General features: G+C 70.6%; 18 protein-coding genes. 5 read left to right on the forward strand and 13 right to left on the reverse strand.

Features of this window, described 5'->3' with window-relative positions; genetic code table 11:
* Window positions 1–17: 17 nt before the first annotated feature.
* Together PV762_RS13315 and PV762_RS13320 are read right to left on the reverse strand one after the other, a co-directional pair.
* Entirely contained in the window at window positions 18–1,112 is a 1,095-nt protein-coding gene (locus PV762_RS13315) for an acyltransferase family protein (RefSeq protein ID WP_421035488.1), read from the reverse strand.
* Between the two features lie 170 nt (window positions 1,113–1,282).
* Entirely contained in the window at window positions 1,283–1,852 is a 570-nt protein-coding gene (locus PV762_RS13320; RefSeq protein ID WP_421035489.1) for a CoxG family protein, read from the reverse strand.
* Between the two features lie 87 nt (window positions 1,853–1,939).
* On the opposite strand from PV762_RS13320, the gene PV762_RS13325 reads away from it, so the two are divergent.
* Window positions 1,940–2,947: an XdhC family protein gene (locus tag PV762_RS13325; RefSeq protein WP_421035490.1), complete on the forward strand. Its 1,008-nt coding sequence runs from the start codon at window positions 1,940–1,942 to the stop codon at window positions 2,945–2,947.
* 166 nt (window positions 2,948–3,113) lie between these two features.
* Here PV762_RS13325 and PV762_RS13330 read toward each other — a convergent pair whose 3' ends face one another.
* The 11 genes from PV762_RS13330 to PV762_RS13380 form a co-directional block, all read right to left on the reverse strand.
* Complete coding sequence (locus PV762_RS13330; protein WP_421035491.1) at window positions 3,114–3,740, reverse strand: DUF6515 family protein; 627 nt, start codon at window positions 3,738–3,740, stop codon at window positions 3,114–3,116.
* A 150-nt stretch (window positions 3,741–3,890) separates the two neighbouring features.
* The gene (locus tag PV762_RS13335; RefSeq protein ID WP_421035492.1) at window positions 3,891–6,338 is read right to left on the reverse strand and encodes a penicillin acylase family protein; all 2,448 of its coding nucleotides are present in this window, start codon (window positions 6,336–6,338) and stop codon (window positions 3,891–3,893) included.
* Window positions 6,335–6,946: a response regulator gene (locus PV762_RS13340; protein WP_421035493.1), complete on the reverse strand. Its 612-nt coding sequence runs from the start codon at window positions 6,944–6,946 to the stop codon at window positions 6,335–6,337. The genes PV762_RS13335 and PV762_RS13340 overlap by 4 nt, the downstream gene beginning before the upstream one ends.
* Before the next feature lie 237 nt (window positions 6,947–7,183).
* Window positions 7,184–8,713 (reverse strand): ABC transporter substrate-binding protein, encoded by a 1,530-nt coding sequence (locus PV762_RS13345; protein WP_421035494.1) that lies wholly within the window; start codon window positions 8,711–8,713, stop codon window positions 7,184–7,186.
* Between the two features lie 8 nt (window positions 8,714–8,721).
* On the reverse strand, window positions 8,722–9,465 hold the full coding sequence (locus PV762_RS13350) for an ABC transporter ATP-binding protein (RefSeq protein WP_421035495.1): 744 nt from the start codon (window positions 9,463–9,465) through the stop codon (window positions 8,722–8,724).
* Window positions 9,462–10,391: an ABC transporter ATP-binding protein gene (locus tag PV762_RS13355; RefSeq protein WP_421035496.1), complete on the reverse strand. Its 930-nt coding sequence runs from the start codon at window positions 10,389–10,391 to the stop codon at window positions 9,462–9,464. The genes PV762_RS13350 and PV762_RS13355 overlap by 4 nt, the downstream gene beginning before the upstream one ends.
* The gene (locus tag PV762_RS13360; protein ID WP_421035652.1) at window positions 10,388–11,170 is read right to left on the reverse strand and encodes an ABC transporter permease; all 783 of its coding nucleotides are present in this window, start codon (window positions 11,168–11,170) and stop codon (window positions 10,388–10,390) included. Before PV762_RS13360 ends, PV762_RS13355 begins: the two co-directional genes overlap by 4 nt.
* A gap of 65 nt (window positions 11,171–11,235) precedes the next feature.
* Entirely contained in the window at window positions 11,236–12,213 is a 978-nt protein-coding gene (locus tag PV762_RS13365) for an ABC transporter permease (RefSeq protein WP_421035653.1), read from the reverse strand.
* Window positions 12,214–12,468: 255 nt separating this feature from the next.
* Entirely contained in the window at window positions 12,469–13,872 is a 1,404-nt protein-coding gene (locus PV762_RS13370) for an MATE family efflux transporter (RefSeq protein ID WP_421035497.1), read from the reverse strand.
* Between the two features lie 153 nt (window positions 13,873–14,025).
* On the reverse strand, window positions 14,026–14,289 hold the full coding sequence (locus PV762_RS13375; protein WP_421035498.1) for a hypothetical protein: 264 nt from the start codon (window positions 14,287–14,289) through the stop codon (window positions 14,026–14,028).
* Window positions 14,290–14,394: 105 nt separating this feature from the next.
* Window positions 14,395–15,603 carry a phospholipase A gene (locus PV762_RS13380; protein WP_421035499.1) on the reverse strand — a complete coding sequence of 403 codons (1,209 nt, stop codon included), beginning with the start codon at window positions 15,601–15,603 and terminating at the stop codon, window positions 14,395–14,397.
* 101 nt (window positions 15,604–15,704) lie between these two features.
* On the opposite strand from PV762_RS13380, the gene PV762_RS13385 reads away from it, so the two are divergent.
* The 4 genes from PV762_RS13385 to PV762_RS13400 all read left to right on the forward strand — a co-directional run bounded on the left by PV762_RS13385 (window position 15,705) and on the right by PV762_RS13400 (window position 20,791).
* Window positions 15,705–17,120 carry a hypothetical protein gene (locus tag PV762_RS13385; protein WP_421035500.1) on the forward strand — a complete coding sequence of 472 codons (1,416 nt, stop codon included), beginning with the start codon at window positions 15,705–15,707 and terminating at the stop codon, window positions 17,118–17,120.
* A gap of 201 nt (window positions 17,121–17,321) precedes the next feature.
* Window positions 17,322–18,215: an N-acetylmuramic acid 6-phosphate etherase gene (locus PV762_RS13390; protein WP_421035501.1), complete on the forward strand. Its 894-nt coding sequence runs from the start codon at window positions 17,322–17,324 to the stop codon at window positions 18,213–18,215.
* A 108-nt stretch (window positions 18,216–18,323) separates the two neighbouring features.
* The gene (locus PV762_RS13395; protein ID WP_421035502.1) at window positions 18,324–19,631 is read left to right on the forward strand and encodes an MFS transporter; all 1,308 of its coding nucleotides are present in this window, start codon (window positions 18,324–18,326) and stop codon (window positions 19,629–19,631) included.
* The gene (locus PV762_RS13400) at window positions 19,628–20,791 is read left to right on the forward strand and encodes an acyltransferase family protein (RefSeq protein ID WP_421035503.1); all 1,164 of its coding nucleotides are present in this window, start codon (window positions 19,628–19,630) and stop codon (window positions 20,789–20,791) included. The genes PV762_RS13395 and PV762_RS13400 overlap by 4 nt, the downstream gene beginning before the upstream one ends.
* Window positions 20,792–20,828 lie beyond the last annotated feature (37 nt).

Below are 20,828 nucleotides of genomic sequence, written 5' to 3' on the forward strand. Positions count from 1 at the left end.
GGATCGGGCAGCTCAGCTCAGCGCGCCGCTACGCCTTGCGGCAGCGCCGCGGCGCGCGGACGCCAGCGCAGCAGCGGCGCCTCGATCCAACGATGGAACGGCAACGCGGCGAGGTTGCTCAGCCCCCAGGCGACGACCAACGCCAGCGGCGCGAGCGCGTCCAGCATGGGTGCGGGACTCTCTGCGCGATGCTCATAGATCGCGTTCACCAGCAGACAGACGGGGAAGTGCACCAGGAAGAGCGCGTAGGCATGGCGTGCCATGGCCTGCACCGGCGCCTGTCCGTGCCGCTGGAACCACGCCGGCAGCGTGCCGCGGCGCCACAGCACGATGACGAGGGCCGTCAGCGCGGCGACGACCAGGCGCTCGCGGAACTGCAGCGCGAGCGCTGCGACCATCAGTCCGCCCAACGCCAGCAGGCCCGCGCGACGCGCCACGGGCGACCAGCCCTGGCACCAGCACAGCAGCACGCCCAGGCCGTAGGCGCCGAAGAAATAGATCGCGTAGGCGTCCAGGCCGGCCATGCGGTTGAACTTCAGCAGGGACGCGGCGCACAACGCGCCGACGACGGCCGGCGCCAGCCACTGGCGCGAGGCGCGGGTCAGCGGCAGGCAGCGCAAGCTCCACATCACCAGCAGCAGCAGCGCGAAGAGCTGGAAGTCGATCGCCACGTACCAGGCGCCGACGGTCAACGCCTCGACCGACATCAGGTCGTGCAGCAGCAGCGCGTGGGCCAGGACTTGCGTCAGGTGGACCTGGGTGGGGACCAGTTCGGGCAGCAGCGGCTGGACCAGCCACGACGACAGCAGCGTCAGGCCGACCGCCGCCATGAACGGCGGCACCAGGCGCCAGTAGCGCTGCGCCAGCAGGGCCGGCGCGGAGCGGCGCAGCTGAGGCTCCTGCGCGGACAGGGCGCGCGCGCTGAGGTAGCCACCCAGGACCAGGAACACCTGCACGGCCATGCGGCCGTAGTCGTAGAGCCATCCCGACAGCAGCGGGAACAGGCCGTGCATCGCCTCGGCGATCGGTCCGTAGACCGACAGGTGATGCAGCACGATCAATTGCGCGGCGATCGCGCGCAGCGCGTCCAGTGGGAACAGGCGAGAAGCCATCGGGAGTCGGCGGAGGTCGGGTGCCGGCAGCCCGGGACAAGCGCGTTCGGCGGAAAACGAAGCGGCCACCGCGAGGTGGCCGTTGAATGGCGCCGGATTCTATAAGCGAATCAACGAGTTACATCGAGGCACAAGTTCGGTGACGGTCGCGTGACGCCCGGACGTGGCGCTCAGCGCTCCGAAGGCGGCTTCTCGCCGCGCGGTTTCGGCAGGGGATAGAGGGTCCCGTTGAAGATCGACGCGAACCAGCCGAGGTACCAGTCGACCAGCCGTTGGAACCAGTGTTTGGGCGGCGCGATGACGGGCCTGGGGCTGTCGGAAGGATGGCGGCGTCCGACCGCCTCGGCGAAGGCGGCCAGCCGCGCCTGGCGCGCCTGCAGGCCCGCGACCTTTGAGGGCGTCTCGCCCTCGGCCTGGATCACGAGCGCCACGTGCAGCAGCGCGCGGTCGTCGCCGAGCAGCGCCAGCCGGAGCTGCGCCTGACCGGTCACGACGCCGGTGCGTGGCCCGCGTCCTTCGAAGCTCAGGCGCATCCGGCTGGGCGCGTCGAGGTCGAGCCGCAGCACGCGGCCTTCGAACCCCGGCAGCACGAGCGCGAACGCGCCGGGAACATCGCCGGCCCGGAGGCTGGCGCCCGCCGGCAGGCTGTCGGCGATCAGGGTCAGGTCGTGCAGCGTCTTCCAGGCCAGCGCCTGGGGGACGGGCAGGACAAGGTCATCGTTGAGGGCGAGCGTCGGCATGCGCAGGATTGTGGGCCCGGCCACGCGACCGCGCGGACATGCGCGCGGTCCGACGCAGGCGGGAACGAAATTCGCTATGGTGCGCGCATGGACAACATGGACCTGCAGGTGCTGCGTCAGGTGCAGCAATGGATGGACGCCGATCAGCGCGTCGTGCTCGGCACCATCACGCGGACCTGGGGTTCGGCGCCGCGGCCGGTGGGCTCGATCGTCGCGGTCCGGGCGGACGGGATGATCGCGGGCTCGGTCTCCGGCGGCTGCATCGAGGACGACCTGGTCGCGAAGATCCGTGAGGGCGCGCTGACCCTGAGAACGCCGGAACTGATCCGCTACGGCGTCGGCGCGGAAGCGGCACAGCGCTTCGGCCTGCCCTGCGGCGGCACGTTGGAACTGATGCTGGAACCGTTAGGCGCGCACTCCGCGATCGCGCCGCTGCTGGAGCGGCTGTCGCGCGGGGAACGCGTGCTGCGCACGCTCGATCTGGCGACCGGTGCGGTGTCGCTGGCGGAGCCGGGCGAGCATGCGCGCGACGGCGCGGACCGGCTGGTGCTGAGCGACACGCAACTGGTGACGCATCACGGGCCGCAATGGCGGCTGCTGATCATCGGCGCGGGACAGATGAGCCAGTATCTGGCGCAGATGGCGCTGGCGCTCGACTACCAGGTGCAGGTCTGCGATCCGCGCGACGACTACCCCTGGACGCTGATCGCCGCGCCGTTGACGCGCGAGATGCCGGACGACGTCGTCCAGCGTCTGAAGCCGGACGGCCACACGGCGATCGTGGCGCTGACGCACGATCCCAAGCTCGACGACCTGGCGCTGATGGAGGCGCTGCGAGGGCCGGCGTTCTACGTCGGCGCGATCGGCTCGCGCGTGAACCAGGCCAAGCGTCGCGCGCGGCTGAAGGAGCACTTCGACCTGACGGAGGCGCAACTCGATCGGCTGCACGGCCCGGTGGGCCTGCACATCGGCGCCCGCACCCCGCCCGAGATCGCGCTGGCGATCCTGGCGCACATGACCGCGGAACGCTACGGCGTGCAGGTCAGCAGCAGCGCCGTGCCGACCGATGGAAGTGAGGCGGGTTGCGTGGTGTGAGGTGCCGCGCCCGCGGCCCCGCAGGGTGCCCCGTGATTGCCGATTGAATCGTCTGTGGGCATGGTTCAAATCCCTGAAGTTGCGTTCTCGTCAGTCTAGAAACGAAAAAAGGCCAGCGCGATGCTGACCCTTTGATCGACGTCAAAGCCCTCGCAGGGGGCGACGCTCACCGCATGCTGTATCCCCGCCCATCCATGCACGCCTCCACCGCGCGGTTGAACACGCCGGCGTCGTTCATCGACGAGGGCTGCGTCGTCGCCCAGCGGTTGCATTCCTGGCGGTCGGCCTCGGTCTGTGCGGCCGACTGGCCGTTGCGCGGGTAGATGATCGGATCGGGCCGCGGCGGCGCCACCGGCGCGGGGATCGCCGCATCAGCACCTGGCGGTGGCGCGACGACCACGTAGCCCGGTCCCGTCGTGGCCACCGTGTAGTACGCGCCGTTGGCGTAGTAGTACGGGTAGCCGCCGATGCGCAAGGTCACGTAGGCGCTCGGCAGGATGGGCACCACGAAGCCCAGCGGCGGCGCGATCACGCGGTAGCTCGGCCCCCAGGGCTGGTACCAGACCCCGCCGTGATACCAGTAGCGATTGCCCACGAACACCGCGCCGCCCGGCAGGCCGCGCGCGACGTAACCCGGCGCGGGGTAGTAGTGGTCGTGGTGGTAGCGGCTGTCCAGGCGCAGCCCGATGTCCACTCGCGCCCCGCCGCCGCCATGGTGCTGCGCGGACGCCAGCCCCGCGGTCAGGGCCAGTGCGACGGGGACCAACCAACGAAGCTTGTTCAGACTGCTCATGATCTGCTCGCGCCGTCCATCGGCGCCCAGGAAGTCCAGATGGCTTATTCAACGCCGCGACGCTCGACCCCGTCTACGGAGGGGCGTTTCGCCGGGGTAAAGAACCATTGCTTCGACGGCTCCGCGCAAGCTCGCCAGACTGTTCAGGCTTCAGGGCTTCAGGACCAGCATCCCGCGCGAATGCGCCTTCACGTCCGCCTCATCCAGCCACTCGCGGCGGTACTGGCCCTTGGCCAGCAGTTCGGCCTGGTCGCCGTAATGCGCATCCGGCCAGACGCCGCTCTGGCCGACCGGATTGACGCCGAGCGCCTCTTGCGGCTTCGCGAAGTCGATCAGCCGGCGCGTCGACGGCCCGTAGACCACGCCCCACGGCGCGTTGCCGTTGCGTTGCGCGAGGTTGTTGGGCACTTCGTGGCCGCCGGGCACGGGGAAGGGCCCGACGTTGAACAGCTTGTCCAGCGGCTTCTGCTTGCCCAGCGGATGCTCGTGCGTCAGCGTGTGGACACTGTCCCAGCGCCACTTCGCGCTGTCGGAACCGAGCGTCGCGTACAGGTGCGCGACCGCGGCCTTCCAGGCCTGCCGCACGATGTCGGTCTGCGTCTCGCGCTGCGGCGTCGAGCGGTCGTCCCACCAGGGCGAATCGCTGTCCGCCGTCAGCCGGGGCAGCGCCAGGTCCAGCGCGCGCGTGCGGCGCAGGTTCTCGAACTGCACGTTGCCGAGCTCGTCCTTCATCGCCGCGCGCACCAGCTCCGCCGCGAACTGCTGGAACAGCACCGGCGCCACCGCGTCGGCCTTGTACGAGCCGTTCCAGCGCACCAGCGCCTCGACCAGCGACTGCTCCTCCGCCGAGGCCGAACCGCGCAGCATCGGGATGAGCGGCCGCAGCACGCGCGGGCCGTAGTCGGTCTGCACGTCCAGCTGCAGCGCCTGGGTGTTCTGGATGTCCCAGCGCTTGCCCTGGTTGAGCAGCCCGTCGAGCCGGCTGCCCCGCTCCGGCAGGTTGTAGTAGCCCGGCACCGGCGTCTCGCCCGGCGGCTGGAAGTTGGCCGACACGATGTAGCCGCGCGCCGGGTTCTCCTCGTGCGGATTGGCCGAGAACGGCAGGAAGCCCGTCTTGTCGGCCTCTGCCGTCGCGCCATCGAGGATGAAGGTCGGATTCACGCCCTCGGGCCGCATCGGCAGCTTGGCCGCGGCCCACCAGGCGATGTCTCCGCTCGCATTGGCCCAGACGACGTTCAGCCCCGGTGCGTGGATCAGGCCGGCCGCCTCGCGCGCCCGGTCGAGCGTGTCCGCCCGATTGAGCTTGTAGAAGCCGTCGAGCACCGGGTTCTCGGTCTCCAGGAAGGCCCACCACATGGCCACGGGACGCTCACCGCGATCGCCCGGGATCGCGTCGTTGACGATGGGTCCGTGCGGCGAGCGGCGCAGCGTCAGCACCTGGTCCGGCTGGCCCTTGACCTTGAGCACCTCCTGGCGCGAGGTCATCGGCACCCAGCGGTCCTTGATCCAGACTTCGTTCGGATTGGCCGGATTGACCTTCTCGGCGATCAGGTCGACATCGTCGTTCTGGAACATCGTCAGGCTCCAGCCGAAGCGCTGGTTGTGCCCGAGCAGCGCCATCGGATTGAGCGCGAGGTGGTGGCCGTAGAGCTCGAAGTGCGGCGTGCGCAGATGCGCCTCCCACCACACGGCCGGCGTGGAGTACGCGATGTGCGGATCGCCCGCGAGCAGCGGCTTGCCGCTCGCCGTGCGGCTGCCGGAGACGACCCAGGCGTTGCTGCCCTCGAACTGCGGCAGGCCGGCGAGTTCCGCCGCGCGACCGCTGAGCTCGGCCAGACGCGCGAGCATGGGCGCGACATCCGCGAAGCGGCGGTCCGCGCCGCCCGGGAGGGTCGGTCCGGCGGGCGCTCGCGCCGCAGTCGGCGCCTGCGGCTCCAGCGCCCCTTTCGGATGCCACGCGAGATCGAAGACGCGCAGGTACTCCGGCCCGAGCTGGTCGCGCACCGCCGTCAGCGCGGGCTCGGTGCGGAACGCCGCCGCGAAACTGTAGGCCAGGTAGCCGGCGATGCTGTAGGTGTCGGCCGCCGTGAAGGGCCGCTTGGGAATGCCGAGGATCTCGAATTCCAGCGGTGCCGGCCGGCTGGCCTGGTACTGGTTGACGCCGTCCAGGTAGGCGTAGAGCGCCCGGACGGCGCCGGGCTGCGCCGTGATCGCCGACGAGGCCGCGGCCAGTTCATCGGCGCGCTGCCGGATGCCCAGGGTGCGGAACAGCCGGTCGGTCTCGACCAGCTTCGGGCCCAGGACCTCGGCCAGCTCGCCGCGCGACAGCCGTCGCAGCATCTCCATCTGGAAAAGCCGGTCCTGCGCGTGCAGGTAGCCGAGCGCGCGGTAGAGATCGTCCTCGTTGCGCGCGTCGACGTGGGGCACGCCCCACTCGTCGTAACGGACGGTGACCGGGGCGCTCAGCCCCGACAGCTGCAGTTCGCCCTCGCGCACCGGCAGCTTCTTGTGCACATGCCAGGCAGCCCCGGCGGCGCCGATGGCGACCAGCACGGCGAGCGTGATCGCGCCGCGCTTGAGCCAGCGACCGACGCTCATGGACCGACCGGTTTGCGCAGGTGGGACAGCGCCTCGACGCGCTTGATCAGTTCGCGATCGTTCCAGGGTTTGTGGAACATGCCGTACAGGCCCTGGATCTGGTGCAGTCGCGCATGCAGTTCCTCGTGGCCGGTGATGGCGATCATGGGCAGGTCCTCGGTCGCCATCGCGCCCTGCACCGCCTTGATCAGCTCGAAGCCGTCCATGTTGGGCATCTCGAGGTCGGTGATCAGCACGCCGAAGCGGGTCTGGCCGAGCAGCTCCATGGCCTCGACGCCGTCGCGCGCGGCGACCACCTCATGGCCGGCGTCGCTGAACAGCTTCAGCAGCTTGGCGCGCACCACCGCCGAATCGTCGACCACCAGCAGCGGCAGGCGTTCCTGCGCGGCGCCCGGCGCGCCGGGGGCGGTCGGCACGACCGGCGGTACCTTGGGCACGGTCGCGGCGGGTCCCGGCGGCAGCGGGCGGGGTGTCGGCGGCGGCGGCGCGCCGAAGTCACGGTAGTCGCCGCGGCGCACCGTGATGATGATGATCAGGATGGCCAACGGGACCACGATCAGCAGCGGCAGCAGGAACGGCTGCAGGGTCTCAGGCAAATCAAACGGCATTCGGCTCTCCGACTCCTCCCCAAACCGGGCACGCTACACCGGTCGAAGGGCGTCACTGTAGAGGAAAAGCCCTTTCGTGGATGACCGGCGCGTGCCGACCGACGAGCCGCCGACCGATGCGACCGGTCGATGCGCCCTTGCCACACACCCCCCTGAAGCGGGGTCGCCGCATCAGGGGGCATGACGGACATCCACTTCCGGCCGTCCTGTCGGCGCCAGCGTGCGCGGGCCGTCGATTCAGGCCCAGCTCAGCGTCGACAGATCGTTCGCGAACAACGGTGTGCGCGTCCACAGCCCCTTCAGCCCCGCGCGCGCGACGGTGATCCATTGCGGCTGGTACAGGAAGGCGGCGACGGCGTCCTCCGCCACCTTGCGCTGCGCCTCGCCGAAAAGCTTCGCCCGTTGCGCCGGATCGGCGGCGTTCTGCATGCGGTCATACAGCGCATTGAACTGTTGGCTGCGATAGCCCCAGTAGTAGTCGGCGCGCGCAAAGTTGCCGAAGTCGTGCGGCTCGACATGCGAAATGATGGTCAGGTCATAAGCCCGGTTGGCATAGACGCCCGACAGCCACTGCGCCCACTCGATCTGCTCGATCGCCACCGTGATGCCGACCGCCGCCAGCTGCGACGCGATCAGTTCGCCCCCTTGGCGCGCGTAGGGCACCGGCGGCAGCTTCAGCGACAGGCGCAGGCCGCTCACCTTGGCCTGCGCCAGCAGCGCCTTCGCCGCCGCCGGGTCGTAGGCGTTGATCGCCGTGCAGTCGACGTATCCCGGCGTGTCCGGCGTGACGAAGCTGCCGATCGGCACGCCGTAGCCGTCCGCGCTCGCCTGGATCACCGCCTTGCGGTCGATCGCCATCGCGATGGCGCGGCGCACGCGGACGTCCTGGTGCGCCGGGCGCAGATGATTCATCGCCAGGATGGTCTTGGCGCGCGAAGACGCCGTGATCACCTGGAAGCGCTTGGGCTGCGCCTTGAACTGCGCCAGCGCGCGAGCTGCCGCCACGCGCGGGAACACGTCGACGTCGCCCGCCAGCAGCGACGCGACCTGGGCAGCCGGCTCGCCGATGAAGCGGAACTGCACGCGCGGGATCCGGATCGCCGCGGCGTCCCGGAACGTGGGCCAGGCGGCCAGCGTGAGGCTGGCGCCGCGCTGCCACTGCGCGACGACGTAAGGGCCGGTACCGACAGGCGCCGCCGCGGGCGCATCCCGCCCGGCCGGTCCCGGCTTGGTGATCACCGCCGTCGCCTGCCCGAGCAGCGCGGGGAGCTCCGGCTCCGGCTGCTTCAGGGTCAGGACCACCGTGAGCGGATCCGGCGTGGCGATCGCCACAATGTTGGCGAACACGCGCCGGTCCTTGTTCTGCCCGCCCGGCGCGGCCGACGCTTCGAACCGGGCCTTCACCGCGGCGGCATCCAGCAGCGTGCCGTCGTGGAAGCGCACACCGGGCCGCAGCACGAAGGTCCAGGTCCGCTGGTCCGGCGAAGCGCTCCAGCGCAGCGCCAGCAGCGGCTGCGCGCTGCCGTCCTCCGCCACCTTGGTCAAGGGCTCCAGCACGTTGTAGAGCATGATCTCGCCGATCGCCGCGGCGGCGCCCGTGGTGGGGTCCAGGCCCGGCGGTTCAAGCGTCATGCCCAGCACCAGCGGGCGTCCCGGGATACCCTGCGCCAGCGTCGGCAGCGGCGCGGCGAGGGTCGCGCCGGCGGCGCCCAGCGAGAGCAGATGAAAGCGGCGGCGGTCCAGCGTCGTCTCCAGGAAGGGGTCCATGGCGGCGATCATGCCAAAGCGGCCAACAGATCCTGTGTGTACGGGTGTTGCGGTTCGCGCAGCACGCGGGCGGCAGGCCCGTGCTCGACGGCCTCGCCGCCGCGCAACACCAGCGCGCGGTCGCACAGGATCTCGATAGCGGGCAGGTCGTGGCTGACGACGACGAGGCTGATGCCTTCCCGGCGCTGCAGGTCGCGCAGCAGCGCCAGGATCTGCGCCTGGACCAAGACGTCGAGCGCCGACACCGGTTCGTCCGCCACGATCAGCCGCGGCCGCGTCGACAGCGCGCGGGCGATCGCCAGCCGCTGGCGCTGGCCGCCCGAGAACTGATGCGGGAAACGCCACGCGGCGTCCGGTTCGAGCCCGACGGCGACCAGCACTTCCGACATGCGCTCGCGGCGAGCGGCCTCGTTCATCGACAAGGCCAGCAAGGGCTCCATCACGCTGCGTCCCACGCGCCAGCGCGGATCGAGCGAGCTGTAGGGATCCTGGAACACCATCTGCACGAGCGGTCGCAGGGCGCGCCGCCGACGCGCGGGCATCGCATTCACGTCGACGCCGTCCCAGAGCACGCGGCCCTGATGCGGGCGCTCCAGCGCCATCAGGAGCCGCGCGAGCGTGCTCTTCCCGGCGCCCGACTCGCCGATGACGCCGAGCGATTCACCCGGTGCCAGCGCGAAGTCGATGTCGCGCAGCACGCTCTGTCCGGCGTAGCGTTGGCTCAAGCCCTGCGCCTGCAGCAGCGGGGTCATCGCACGCCTCCTTCGAACGGATGCAGCGGCTGGTCGCGTCCCGCCCCGAGCCGGGGTCGCGCGGCCCACAGCGCCTGGGTATAGGCGTGCCGCGGATGCTCGAAGAGCTCGCGGGCGTCGCCCTGCTCGACCACGCCGCCCGTGTAGAGGATCGCCAGCCGGTCGACGCGACGCGCCGTCAGCGCCAGGTCGTGCGAGATCAGCAGCAGGCCCATGGCGCGTTCGGCCACCAGCTCGCGCAGCAGGTCCAGCACCTGCACGCGCAGGCGCGCGTCGAGCGCGGTGGTGGGCTCGTCGGCGATCAGCAGTTCGGGCTCCGCCGCCAGCGCCATCGCGATCAACGCGCGCTGCCGCTGACCGCCGGACAGCTGGTGCGGGTAGGCGCGCGCCTGGCGCCCGTCCAGTCCCACGCGCGCCAGCAGGGCCATCGCGCGCTCGCGGGCGGCGGTCCGATCCGGCAGCAGACGATGGATCAGGATCGGTTCCGCCACCTGCGCCAGCACGCGCTGGAGCGGGTTCAACGCTGTCAACGGTTCCTGGAACACCATCGCGATGCGCCGGCCCCGCAGGGCGCACCAAGCGTGCTCGTCGAGCGTGAGCAGCTCGCGACCGTCGAACGCGATCCGTCCGGCGACCTGGGCGCCGTCCGGCAGCAGGCCCATCACGGCCAGCGCCGTCAGCGTCTTGCCGCTGCCGGATTCGCCGATGAGCGCGAGACTCTCGCCACGCGCGATCGACAGATCGATGCCGCGCAGCGCGTGAAGAGGCTCGCCTCGCCGGCCGGGCAGCCGCACGTGGAGGTCGCGGATCTCCAGCAGCGGCGCCTCCGCGGCGTTCGCGACGTTCGCGACGTTCGCGACCGCCGCGACTGCCGCGGGCGCGCCCATGCCGCCCACGCCGCCCATGCCGTTCACGTTGGCCGTCATCGCGGCTGTTCCTTCGGATCGAGGCGATCCCGCAGGCCGTCGCCGAGCAGGTTCAACCCCAGTACCGCCAGCGTGATCGCGACGCCGGGCGCCAGCGCGAGCTGCGGCGCCTCGAACATGAGCGTCTGCGCCTCGGCAAGCAGCCGGCCCCAGCTCGCCTGCGGCGGCTGAGTGCCCAGGCCGAGGTAGGACAGGCCGGCCTCGGCCAGGATGGCGAGCGCGAAGCTGGTCGTGCCCTGCACGATCAGCAGCGGCAGCAGTTGAGGCAACACGTGACGCCACGTGATGGACCACGGTCCCTGACCGGCGACGCGGGCGGCGAGCACGAAGTCGCGGGCCCACCAGCCCTTGGCGCTGCCGTTGACCAGACGCGCGAACGAGGGGACGGCGTGCAGCCCGATCGCGGCCATCGCGACCGTCATGCCGGGGCCGAGGGCCGCGGCCAGCAGGATCGCGAGCAGCAGCGCGGGAAAGGCGTAGCCGAGGTCGGCGCCGCGCAGGATGACGGCTTCGACCGGACCGCGCCGCGCGGCCGCGAGCAGGCCCAGCGCGGTGCCGGCGATCAGGCCGATGCCGACGGCGACGATGCCGACCAGCCAGGCGCTCTGCGCACCGGCCATCAGGCGGCTGAGCACGTCGCGCCCCAGCTGGTCGCAGCCCAGCCAATGCGCGGCGCTCGACGGGGCGAGCCGGCGGGCCATGTCGATCTGTTCCGGTGGCCACGGCGTCCACGCGAGCGACAGCAGCGCGGCCAGCAGCAGCATCGCGGTGAGCGCCATGCCCACGATGAATCCAGCGCGTTTCACCTGGAGTTCCTCATGTCCACATGCTCATGTCCGCGCCCTCATGCTTCGGTCCGGGTGCGCAGCCGCGGGTCGATCCACCCGTGCAGCAGATCCACCGCGAAGTTGAGGAGCAGGACCAGGGCGGCGAGTCCCATGACGCCGTTGCGCACGACGATCAGGTCGCGGTTGGCGATGGCCTGCGCCATCAGCCGGCCGAGCCCGGGCAGGGTGAAGACGTTCTCGATGACGATGGTGCCGGCCAGCAGGTTGGCGAACTGCAATCCGCCGAGCGTCAGCAGCGGGATTGCCGCATGGCGCAGGCCGTGGCGCCACAGCGCGGCGCGGCGGGAGAGTCCCTTGGCGCGGGCGCTGCGCATGAAGTCCTCGCGGGCGATGTCGAGCAGCGCCGAGCGCGCGATGCGCGCCAGGATCGCGGCCTGCACCAGCGCCAGCGAGATGGCGGGCAACAGCAGCGCGCGCAGCCCGGGCCACAGACCGCCACCGAGATCCTCCCGCCAGCCGGGGAAGCCGCCGGCGTCGAGCCACTGCAGCTTCACCGCGAAGAACAGCACCAGCAGCATGCCGAGCCAGAAGCTCGGCACCGCGAGGCCGAGCTGGGTCAGCCCCATGACGAGGTGATCGCCGGCACGGCCATGATGGCTGGCGGCCCACCAGCCGGCGGCGAGCGCCAGCACGACGGTCAGCGCCATGGCCAGGATCGCGAGCGGCAGCGTCAACGCCAGACGTTCCTTGATGAGATCGGCGACCGGCGCGCCATAGGCGTAGGACAAGCCGAGGTCCCCGTGCGCGAGCCCCTTCAGCCAGTCGAGATAACGAGGCCAGGCCGGCTGGTCCAGTCCGAGCTGGCGTGCGAGCGCGGCGACCGCCTCGGGCGGCGCCTCGGGGCCCATGATCAGTTGGGCGGCATTGCCGGGCAGCCATTCCAGCGCGCTGAAGATCAGCGCCGATGCGGCCAGCAAGGTCAGCAGCAGCACGGCCAGGCGCTTGAGCAGGTAGTTCATCGCGGGCGGGATCATAGGGGCGGACAAGGACGTCCGTCTGGCCCGTTCCGATCAATCGCGCACCGCGGCTGTCAAGCCGATCCGCATCGGCGCCACGTCGCGCGAACGTCCAGCAGTTTTTGCGATTGTTCGCGGCCGACACCCCTCCGATGCTCTCGCCTCCATCGAACGAACGGCTCGACGCGCACAAGAGCCACACGACGCATTCCTGCTCATCTGTTCGATTCCGAAGTTCTGGAGGCTCGCCTTGTGGAAGGACTGGGCTGCCGGTCAGTGAGCCCGCGCCGCCCTCAACCGCCGATGCACCGCCCTCGCCTGCGGCACCCAGCCGAGGCGCGCCCATCGGCGCCACATGAGCAGACCGCGGATCCACTCATCGGCGGCGTAGGCGATCCACAGGCCGACGAGGCCCAGACCCAGCACCTCGCCCAGCAACCAGCTGCCGCCGGCCAGCACGAGCAGCATCGAGCCCGCGCCGACCATCACCGGGTACTTCGCATCGCCGGCCGCGCGCAGCGCGTTGATGACGACGAGGTTGAAGGTACGGCCCGGCTCCAGGACCACGGTGATCCACATCAGCACCACCGCGCTCGCGAGGATCTTCTCGTCGTGCGTGAACATCTGCAGCAGCCACGGCGAAGCGGCCGCCGCGCCGGCCGCGACCACGACGCTGATCAGCAGCCCGCGTGCGAGCGCACGCCGGACCAGCCGATGCGCCTCATGCAATTGCCCCGCGCCGATCAGATGCCCGACGACGATCTCCGCGGCGAAACCGGTCGCCAGGCCCGGCAGCAGCACGAAGTACATCAGCTGCGAGGTGTAGCTGTGCGCCGCCAGCGCCGACGCGCCCAGGTGTCCCGCGATCGCCACGCTCACCATGTAGGCGAGCCGGTAGGCGATGTTCTCGGCCGCCCCCGGCAGGCCGATGTGAAGCACGCCCGCGAGTTCCGCGCGCTGCAGCCGCCACCAGTCCGACGCCTTGGGCCGCAGATCCAGCCGCGCGCGCCACAGCCACACGTGCAGACCGAGGCCGAAGGCCCGGCTCACCGCCAGGGCGACCGCGAAGCCTGGCAGCCCGAGTACCGGCATCAGCGTGACCGACAGCAGCAGCTGCGCCACCTGCATCGCCACCAGCACCATCAGCGTGTCACGGCTGCGCAGGTGGGCGCGCATCACGCTGGCCATCGAGGCGTTCCAGGCGTCCAGCATCATGGCCGGCGCCAGCGCCATCAGGAAAGGCTGCGACAGCGGCAGCACCTCCGCCGGCGCATTCATCAGGCGCAGCAGCGGGCCGGCGAAGAGCAGCGCCATCAGCGCCGTGAAGCCGCCCAGCCAGGTGCTCGCGCCGAGCGCCGCCCGCGCGGTCGCGTCCGCCACCGCGCGACGTCCGCCGCCCAGCGCCTGCGTGATCACCACGCTGATGCCGGCGCCGATGATGCGGAACAGGATGAAGAGCGTCGCCGCCAACTGGTTGGCCAGCGCGAACGCGGCGCCGGCGGGGTCGGAGATCCGTGCCGCCAGCATCGTCCCGATCACCCCGATGGCGATGCCCAGGCAGAGTTCGAGGAACAGCGGCCAGGCCAGCGCGAACAGGCGGGGCGTCGGGAGGGGCTTCGGAGGGGTGGACATCAGGCGGCGGAAGAAGTCCGCGCCACCGCTGACAGCGGCGGACACGACGCGCGGAATTCTCGCGTCAGCCTGTCAGCGCAGGGGCCGTAACCGCGATGAAACCGACATCAAAACGTGACGGCGCCGGGCGGATGGCCGGGTCTGTGGTTTCGCCGCCACCGCGGCGGGCGATCGACGATCGCCGTGGAGGCCTCGCGTTCAGCCCGGCACGGGGCCGGGCGGCGTGGCGACCGGGCACATCGGCAGGCCGCCGGCCATCAGCGCGGCGCGTTCGGCATCTTCGGCCTGGCGGAGCGACACCAGTTCAGAGCGTACGCCGTAGAGCTCGTCGAGTTCCTCCAGCAGCAGTGCGCGCACCTGCGCCTCCGTCGTGGGCGGCAGGGCACGGACCCACTGGCGGTCTCGCCCGTCCAGGCGGTAGACCACCACCCAGATCACGCAGGTGTCGATGAATGCGGACATCCGTGCAGCCTAGTCCAGCCGTCCCGGGCTGGCGATGGGGACTGCCCCGACCTGTGCGCCATATTCATCGAATCGGCGCCCCCGGAAGGGGGACTGCGCCGAGGATCAACGCCATTCGACGACCGACACCCCCAACCCGATCCGGGACTCGCGGAAGTTGTAATCGATCAGGCTTTCGCCGTAGCCGCTGAACAGCTGCAGGTAGCCGTGCAGCCCGCCGCCGATCGGGAAGGCCCATTCCAGCTGCGCCGATCCGCGCGAGCGGTCGCCCCCCTTCAGGCTGTGCCGCGCCGTCAGGGCCAGGACATGCCGGCCCAGCTTCTGCGTCACCAGCACCTCGCCCCGGCCGATGTAATCCTGGATGCCGGGGTTGTCGTCGCTGCCGGTGTTGAGAATGCGCCACCAGGGACGCAGGCTCACGGTGGTCTCGTCGTGTTCCAGGCTGAGCTCGCCGATCATCCGGTTCCAGCTGCGCGACAGCGGCGCCGCACGGCCGTTGGACTGGTGGTTGAAGCTCAGACCCACCATGCTGGCCTTCCACCCGAACGGCAGTCCGACGTCGGTGCCGTGCGTCACGATCAGTTCGGGCTCGTAGTTGGTCTCTCGGAAGGGACGCGACTCGCGCCCGTTGTAGATCTGCCAGCGCGAGTTCTGCGTGTATGCGCCCCACACCGACAACGTGCCGTGGTCGTCGAGCGCCCAGATCTTGGACTTCAGGCTGATCTGGAACTTGGCTTCGTTCTTGTCCAGGTCCAGCGCCTGGACGACGCCGTTGTCCGGGCTCTCCGACGACGCGGCACTCGGCGAGCGGTTCGACCGCGAGGTCCACGACACCGGCAGCAAATAGACCGGCCGGTGTGGACGCGGCAGGAAGCGCGGCATCTGGTCGCGGCAGGACAGTTCCCAGCGCTCCGAGAGCGTCGAGCCCAGGTAGTTGCGCGCGCTGCCGGAGGCTTCCGGCAGGCGGGTGCAGGGATCGTCGACACGTGGCGAGCTCGCCGCGGCGGCCACCGGAAGCGCAGCGGGCACCGGCTGGAGACGCACCTGCGCGGCGGCTGATGGCGGCGGCGCGTCGGGCGCGCGGCCGTTCAGGCGGTCGTAGCAGGCCAGGCGCGCGTCGTTGTCGCGGATCGCGGCGCAGTCGGCCGGCGTCTTCGCCGACGACGCGGCCGACAGGGCCGGGTTCTCGGCCGGCAACGCCGCGATCTGCGCGGACGCATCCTGCGGCATGGCCGCGATGAGCACCGCCAGCACCGCGGCGGCCCCTGTCATCGCCATTGCCAGACGGCGGCGGAACTCCCTGATCGACAACATCTTCTTCGGCCTTTATTCAGTCGGAGGCGTCGATTGCAATCAGCGTGCCCGGGGTGCGTCGGCAGAACTTGCCGAGAGAACGCTCCCTAGAATCGACCGCCATGCAGATGTCCTTTCTCGCCGACCTCGCGTCGGGCACCGCTTCCGGCAAGTCCTGGCCCCGTTGGGCCGCTCTGGCGGCGCCGCTGTTGCTGGCGGCCTGCTCCCAGCTGCCCCGGACACCGGCATCCGCACCGGAACCTTCACCGGGGGGCGCCTTCAGTCCGACGAGCCTGCTGGCGTTGCGACCGGAGCAGTTCCGCTCGACGGTCGGCAGCACCGCCCAGGCCCAGGATCGGTGGAGCACCGACCGCGCACGCATCCGGGCGGCTTCTGCGCAGGCGCTGGCCGCCCCGCAGGACGGCGCCGCGTTGCGCGAATTCGCGCAGGCGCTTCGACTCGTCGCCCACTACCGGACCGAGATCGACACCGCCCGGCCGGCGCTGCTCGCTGCGCTGCCCGCGTTGGACGGACAGCCGGCAGACGTCCAACGACCGCTGTTGACGGCGGCCTTTACGCTCTATGCCGTCGACGCCGCGCCGCTGCTCCGACCGCTGCTGCCGCGACTGGCCGCGCCGCGTGAATTCGCAATCGCCGCCTATGCGCTGATGCAGACCCGCCAGCCGGCGGATCTCGCCCTGATCCAGTCCCAGCTGGCGCAGCGGGACCGTGACGAACCTCGCCTGCAGGCGCTCGCGCTGGCGGTCGCCGCTGCTCAGGGCGTGCCGCAGGCGGCGCGTCCGCCGCTGGCCGACCTCCTGGCGATCCGCCCGGGCTACCCTGTCGTGTTCAGCTTCCAGCGCCCGGGCCGGCAGCAGATGGGGCTGGCGCTGGTGCGGCAGGCCGACGGCCGCTTCGTCCGACGTCCCGACGGCGGTCTGTTCAACATCGAACAGCTGGCGCTGTCCAGCAGCGGATTGCCTGGCACGATCACGCTGGGCAACACGCCGCAGGGACTGTTCACGATCCGGGGCGCGGGGCGCGCGGCGTCCAACATCTGGATCGGTCCGACGCCTTACCTGCACACGAAGGTGCCCGTCGAGGCGAGCGTGGCCGAGTACGAGCAGCGCGCCCCGGGCCCGGACGAGCCGGCCTGGTCGCTGGATCGGTACCGGTCGTTGCTGCCGGCCTCCTGGCGCGACTACGCCCCGCTGCAGGAGGCCTGGCTGGCCGGTCGCGCCGGACGCGACGAAATGTTGATGCACGGCAGCACGATCGATCCGCGCTACTACGTCGGCAGCCGCTACTACCCGGGCACGCCGTCGGACGGTTGCCTGGTGGCGATGGAGTACTGGTCGCCCGACGGCGTCATGGTGCACAGCGACCAGATCGCGCTGCTGCAGGCCTTCGCCGCGCAGGGTCGCGACCGCGGCTACATGGTGCTGGTCGAACTCGACGCCGCCCCCACGCCGGTGGCACTCGCCGAGGTGATCCAGTCCGTGCTGGGCGCCGAGGCCCGCATGAACGGGCGTCGATGAGGCGCGAGCAGGGCATGAGGTTCGCGGACGCGAGGCCTCATGCCCGGATCGTGCCTGCGCCCTGAAGGTGGCAGTCCCTGCCAGAGCCTTCGCGATTACCGTGGGTTATGGCGCTCCCGTCGCGTTTCATTGGCAGCAGGGGTGCGGCCCCACTAGAGTAGGCCGCACCTTGCGGGCCTCCCCTTCCGCCCTGGCCGACCCATGTCCCACCCTCTGAACACCGAAACCCCCAGCGCGCTCCATCAAGACCTGGACCTGTACGACACCGCCCGTCTGATGGAGGTCTTCATCGACGATCAGCGGGCGGCGGTCGAGGCGGTGCGCGCCGCGGCGCCGGCGCTGGCGGCGGCGGTGGAGGCGGCCTTGCCGCGCATCGCGGCGGGCGGCCGGCTGCTGTATGCCGGCGCCGGGACCTCCGGCCGGCTGGGCGTGCTGGACAGCGTCGAGCTGGTGCCCACCTTCTCCTGGCCTCGCGATCGGGCGGTCGCCGTGCTGGCGGGTGGCGAAGGCGCGATGTTCGTCGCCGTGGAAGGCGCCGAGGACGACGAACCCCAGGGCCGACGCGACATCGAAGCGCTCGTGCCGACGCCCGACGACGTGCTGATCGGCATTGCCGCCTCGGGCCACACGCCCTACGTGCTGGGCGCGCTGGCCGCCGCACGTGCCGCCGGCTGCCTGACGATCGCGATGGCCAACAACCCGGGCGCGGCCGTGCTGGCCGCCGGCGAGTTGCCGATCCTGCTGGACACCGGCGCCGAGGTGATCTCCGGCAGCACGCGCCTGAAGGCCGGCACCGCCCAGAAGATCGCGTTGAACAGTTTCTCCAGCGCGTTGATGGTCAAGCTGCACAAGGTCTACGGCAACCTGATGGTGGACATGAAGGCCACCAACGCGAAGCTGGTCCGCCGCGCCGTCGCGTTGACGATGCGCGCCGCCGACACCGACGAGGCGGCCGCGCGTGCCGCGCTCGACCAGTGCGGCTTCCACGTGAAGACCGCCACCGTGATGCTGCTGCGCCAGCTCGGCGCCGCCGACGCGCAGGCCCTGCTCGCGCGGCACGGCGGCGACGTGCGGGCCGCGCTGGCCGATCGCTGAGCGCGACGCGCCGATCACCGGTCGCTCACGAGCCTTGCACGGCCCTCTCACGCAAGCGCTGCAATCCCCGATGCGGCACCCGCACCGTTTGCATCGACACTGAGGCTCATGCTCGCCTCTTCCGATCCTTCGTCCGCCGATAGCACTCGCGGCACGCGCAGCCCGTGGAGCTGGGTGCCCACGCTGTATTTCCTGCAGGGCCTGCCGTACGTCTTCGTGATGTCGCTGTCGACGGTCATGTACAAGAACTTCGGCATCTCCAACACCGAGATGGCGCTGTTCACCGGCAGCCTCTACCTGCCGTGGGTCATCAAGCCGCTGTGGTCGCCGCTGGTGGAGATGTTCGCGACCAAACGCCTGTGGACCGTGGCGACCCAGTTCGTGATCGCCGCCGCGCTGGCGGGCGTCGCGCTGACCTTGCCGCTGCCCGACTTCTTCCGCATGTCGATCGCCGCGCTGTGGGTGATGGCCTTCGTGTCGGCCTCGCATGACATCGCCGCCGACGGGCTGTACCTGCTCTCGCTCGAAAAGCACCAGCAGGCCGCCTTCGTCGGCGTGCGCTCGACCTTCTACCGGCTGGCCAACATCTTCTGCATGGGCGGGCTGGTCGCGCTGGCCGACCAGCTGCACAAGTCCGACGGCGGCTGGGTCTTCGCCTGGCAGGCCGTGATGGCGCTGCTGGCCGGCAGCTTCCTGCTGGTGTCCGCCTATCACTGGTGGCGCCTGCCCCGTCCCGTGGCGGATCGTCCCTTGCCGCGCGCGGAGCGCAACTGGCCGATGTTCTTCCACATCTTCGCCGAGTTCTTCCGCAAGCCCGGCCTCGCCGTGATCCTGGGCTTCCTGCTGCTCTACCGCTTCCCGGAAGCCCAGCTGCTGAAGCTCGCGGTGCCCTTCCTGCTCGACTCGCCGCAGGTCGGCGGGCTGGGTCTGACCAACACGGAACTCGGCCTCGCCTACGGCACCGTCGGCCTGCTCGCGCTGACGCTGGGCGGCCTGCTCGGCGGCTGGGCGATCTCGCGGGTCGGCCTTAAGCGCGCGCTCTGGCCGATGGTCGCCGCGATGCATCTGCCCAACCTCGTGTTCCTGGCGATGGCCTGGTCCCATCCCGGTTCGCTGTGGATCGTCGCCTCGGCGCTCGCGGTCGAGCAATTCGGCTACGGCCTGGGTTTCACCGCGTTCATGATGTACATGGTCCTGGTCGCCGACGGCCCGCACAAGACCGCTCACTACTCGATCTGCACCGGCTTCATGGCCTTGGGGATGATGATCCCGGGCATGTGGAGCGGCTGGCTGCAGGACCACATCGGCTATCTGAATTTCTTCATCTGGATCCTGATCGCTACCATTCCCTCGGTGCTGATGGCCTCGCTGATCAAGGTCCCCGAGAACTTCGGCCGCAAGGAGCCGGACGCGTGAGCGCGCTGGCGACCGGGGCCGCCGCGCCCGGCGACCGACTGCTGTCGCTCGACGCCTTCCGCGGGTTCGCCATCGCGGCCATGCTGCTGGTGAACAACCCGGGCGACTGGTCGCAGCTCTACGCGCCGCTCGAGCACGCCGAGTGGCACGGCTGGACCTTCACCGACTGGATCTTCCCGTTCTTCGTCTTCATCAGCGGCATCTCGATGAGCTTCAGCCTGGCCCGCCGCGGCCAGGCGGCCGACCGCGCCGCGCTGCTGCGCCACATGTGGCGGCGAGGCGCCACGATCATCCTCATCGGGCTGGCGCTGAACCTCTTCCCCTCCTTCCACTTCGAGACCGTGCGCATCCCCGGCGTGCTGCAACGGCTGGGCGTGATCACGATCCTGGTCGCCCCGATCGCGCTGTGGTGCGGATGGCGCGCCCAGGTGGCGTGGTTTCTCGGCCTGCTGCTGGGCTACGGCCTGGTGCAGAGCGTCGTCGCCGTCCCCGACGCCTCCGGCGTGTGGCACCGCGGCTCCCTGCAGCCCGGCGAGGACGTCGGCGCCTGGCTGGACCGGGCGCTGCTCGGCGGTCACCTCTGGGCCAAGAGCAAGACCTGGGACCCGGAAGGCCTGCTGAGCACCCTGCCCGCGGTCGCGAGCCAGATCACCGGCCTGCTCGCCGGACGCTGGCTGGCGCACCGTGGCCGCGATCCCGGCGAGAAGGCGACCTGGTTCCTGGTGTCGGGTCTTGCCTGCCTCTGGATCGCGCAGATCCTCGACGCCTGGACCCTGCCCATCAACAAGAATCTCTGGACGCCCGCCTTCGTTTTCCTCACGACGGGCTGGGGATGCCTGGTGTTCGGCGTGTTCTACTGGCTGCTCGATGCCGCGCCGCTGCCGCGCATGCGCGACGCGATGGCCAGACGTTGCCGCCCGCTGGTGGTGTTCGGCATGAACGCGTTGTTCCTGTTCGCGCTGTCGGGTCTGGTGGCCCGCCTGCTCGGATTGATCCAGGTCGCCGAGGGCGTTTCGCTCAAGGGCTGGCTGGTCGCGCCGCTGCGCGCGCTGCCGGTGGATCCGCGTCTTTCGTCGCTGCTGTTCGCCGCCGGTTTCGTGGCGGTGTTCTACGGCATCGCGTGGACGATGTGGCGACGCGGCTGGATCGTGACAGTGTGAGAGGCGCCCGCGGCGCCGTCCGGTGAGAACCTTCGAT

It is taken from the genome of Mitsuaria sp. CC2 (assembly GCF_048957715.1).
Classification (GTDB): Bacteria; Pseudomonadota; Gammaproteobacteria; order Burkholderiales; family Burkholderiaceae_C; genus Roseateles.

Bases quoted from the DNA above. Each gene is read 5' to 3' on its own strand.
- PV762_RS13350 (WP_421035495.1), bottom strand. From the start codon at position 9,465: ATGACCCCGCTGCTGCAGGCGCAGGGCTTGAGCCAACGCTACGCCGGA.
- PV762_RS13395 (WP_421035502.1), top strand. From the start codon at position 18,324: ATGCTCGCCTCTTCCGATCCTTCGTCCGCCGATAGCACTCGCGGCACG.
- PV762_RS13330 (WP_421035491.1), bottom strand. From the start codon at position 3,740: ATGAGCAGTCTGAACAAGCTTCGTTGGTTGGTCCCCGTCGCACTGGCC.
- PV762_RS13335 (WP_421035492.1), bottom strand. From the start codon at position 6,338: ATGAGCGTCGGTCGCTGGCTCAAGCGCGGCGCGATCACGCTCGCCGTG.
- PV762_RS13390 (WP_421035501.1), top strand. From the start codon at position 17,322: ATGTCCCACCCTCTGAACACCGAAACCCCCAGCGCGCTCCATCAAGAC.
- PV762_RS13340 (WP_421035493.1), bottom strand. From the start codon at position 6,946: ATGCCGTTTGATTTGCCTGAGACCCTGCAGCCGTTCCTGCTGCCGCTG.
- PV762_RS13380 (WP_421035499.1), bottom strand. From the start codon at position 15,603: ATGTTGTCGATCAGGGAGTTCCGCCGCCGTCTGGCAATGGCGATGACA.
- PV762_RS13320 (WP_421035489.1), bottom strand. From the start codon at position 1,852: ATGCCGACGCTCGCCCTCAACGATGACCTTGTCCTGCCCGTCCCCCAG.
- PV762_RS13360 (WP_421035652.1), bottom strand. From the start codon at position 11,170: ATGGCGCTCACCGCGATGCTGCTGCTGGCCGCGCTGCTGTCGCTCGCG.
- PV762_RS13325 (WP_421035490.1), top strand. From the start codon at position 1,940: ATGGACAACATGGACCTGCAGGTGCTGCGTCAGGTGCAGCAATGGATG.
- PV762_RS13365 (WP_421035653.1), bottom strand. From the start codon at position 12,213: ATGATCCCGCCCGCGATGAACTACCTGCTCAAGCGCCTGGCCGTGCTG.
- PV762_RS13385 (WP_421035500.1), top strand. From the start codon at position 15,705: ATGCAGATGTCCTTTCTCGCCGACCTCGCGTCGGGCACCGCTTCCGGC.
- PV762_RS13375 (WP_421035498.1), bottom strand. From the start codon at position 14,289: ATGTCCGCATTCATCGACACCTGCGTGATCTGGGTGGTGGTCTACCGC.
- PV762_RS13315 (WP_421035488.1), bottom strand. From the start codon at position 1,112: ATGGCTTCTCGCCTGTTCCCACTGGACGCGCTGCGCGCGATCGCCGCG.
- PV762_RS13355 (WP_421035496.1), bottom strand. From the start codon at position 10,391: ATGACGGCCAACGTGAACGGCATGGGCGGCGTGGGCGGCATGGGCGCG.
- PV762_RS13345 (WP_421035494.1), bottom strand. From the start codon at position 8,713: ATGGACCCCTTCCTGGAGACGACGCTGGACCGCCGCCGCTTTCATCTG.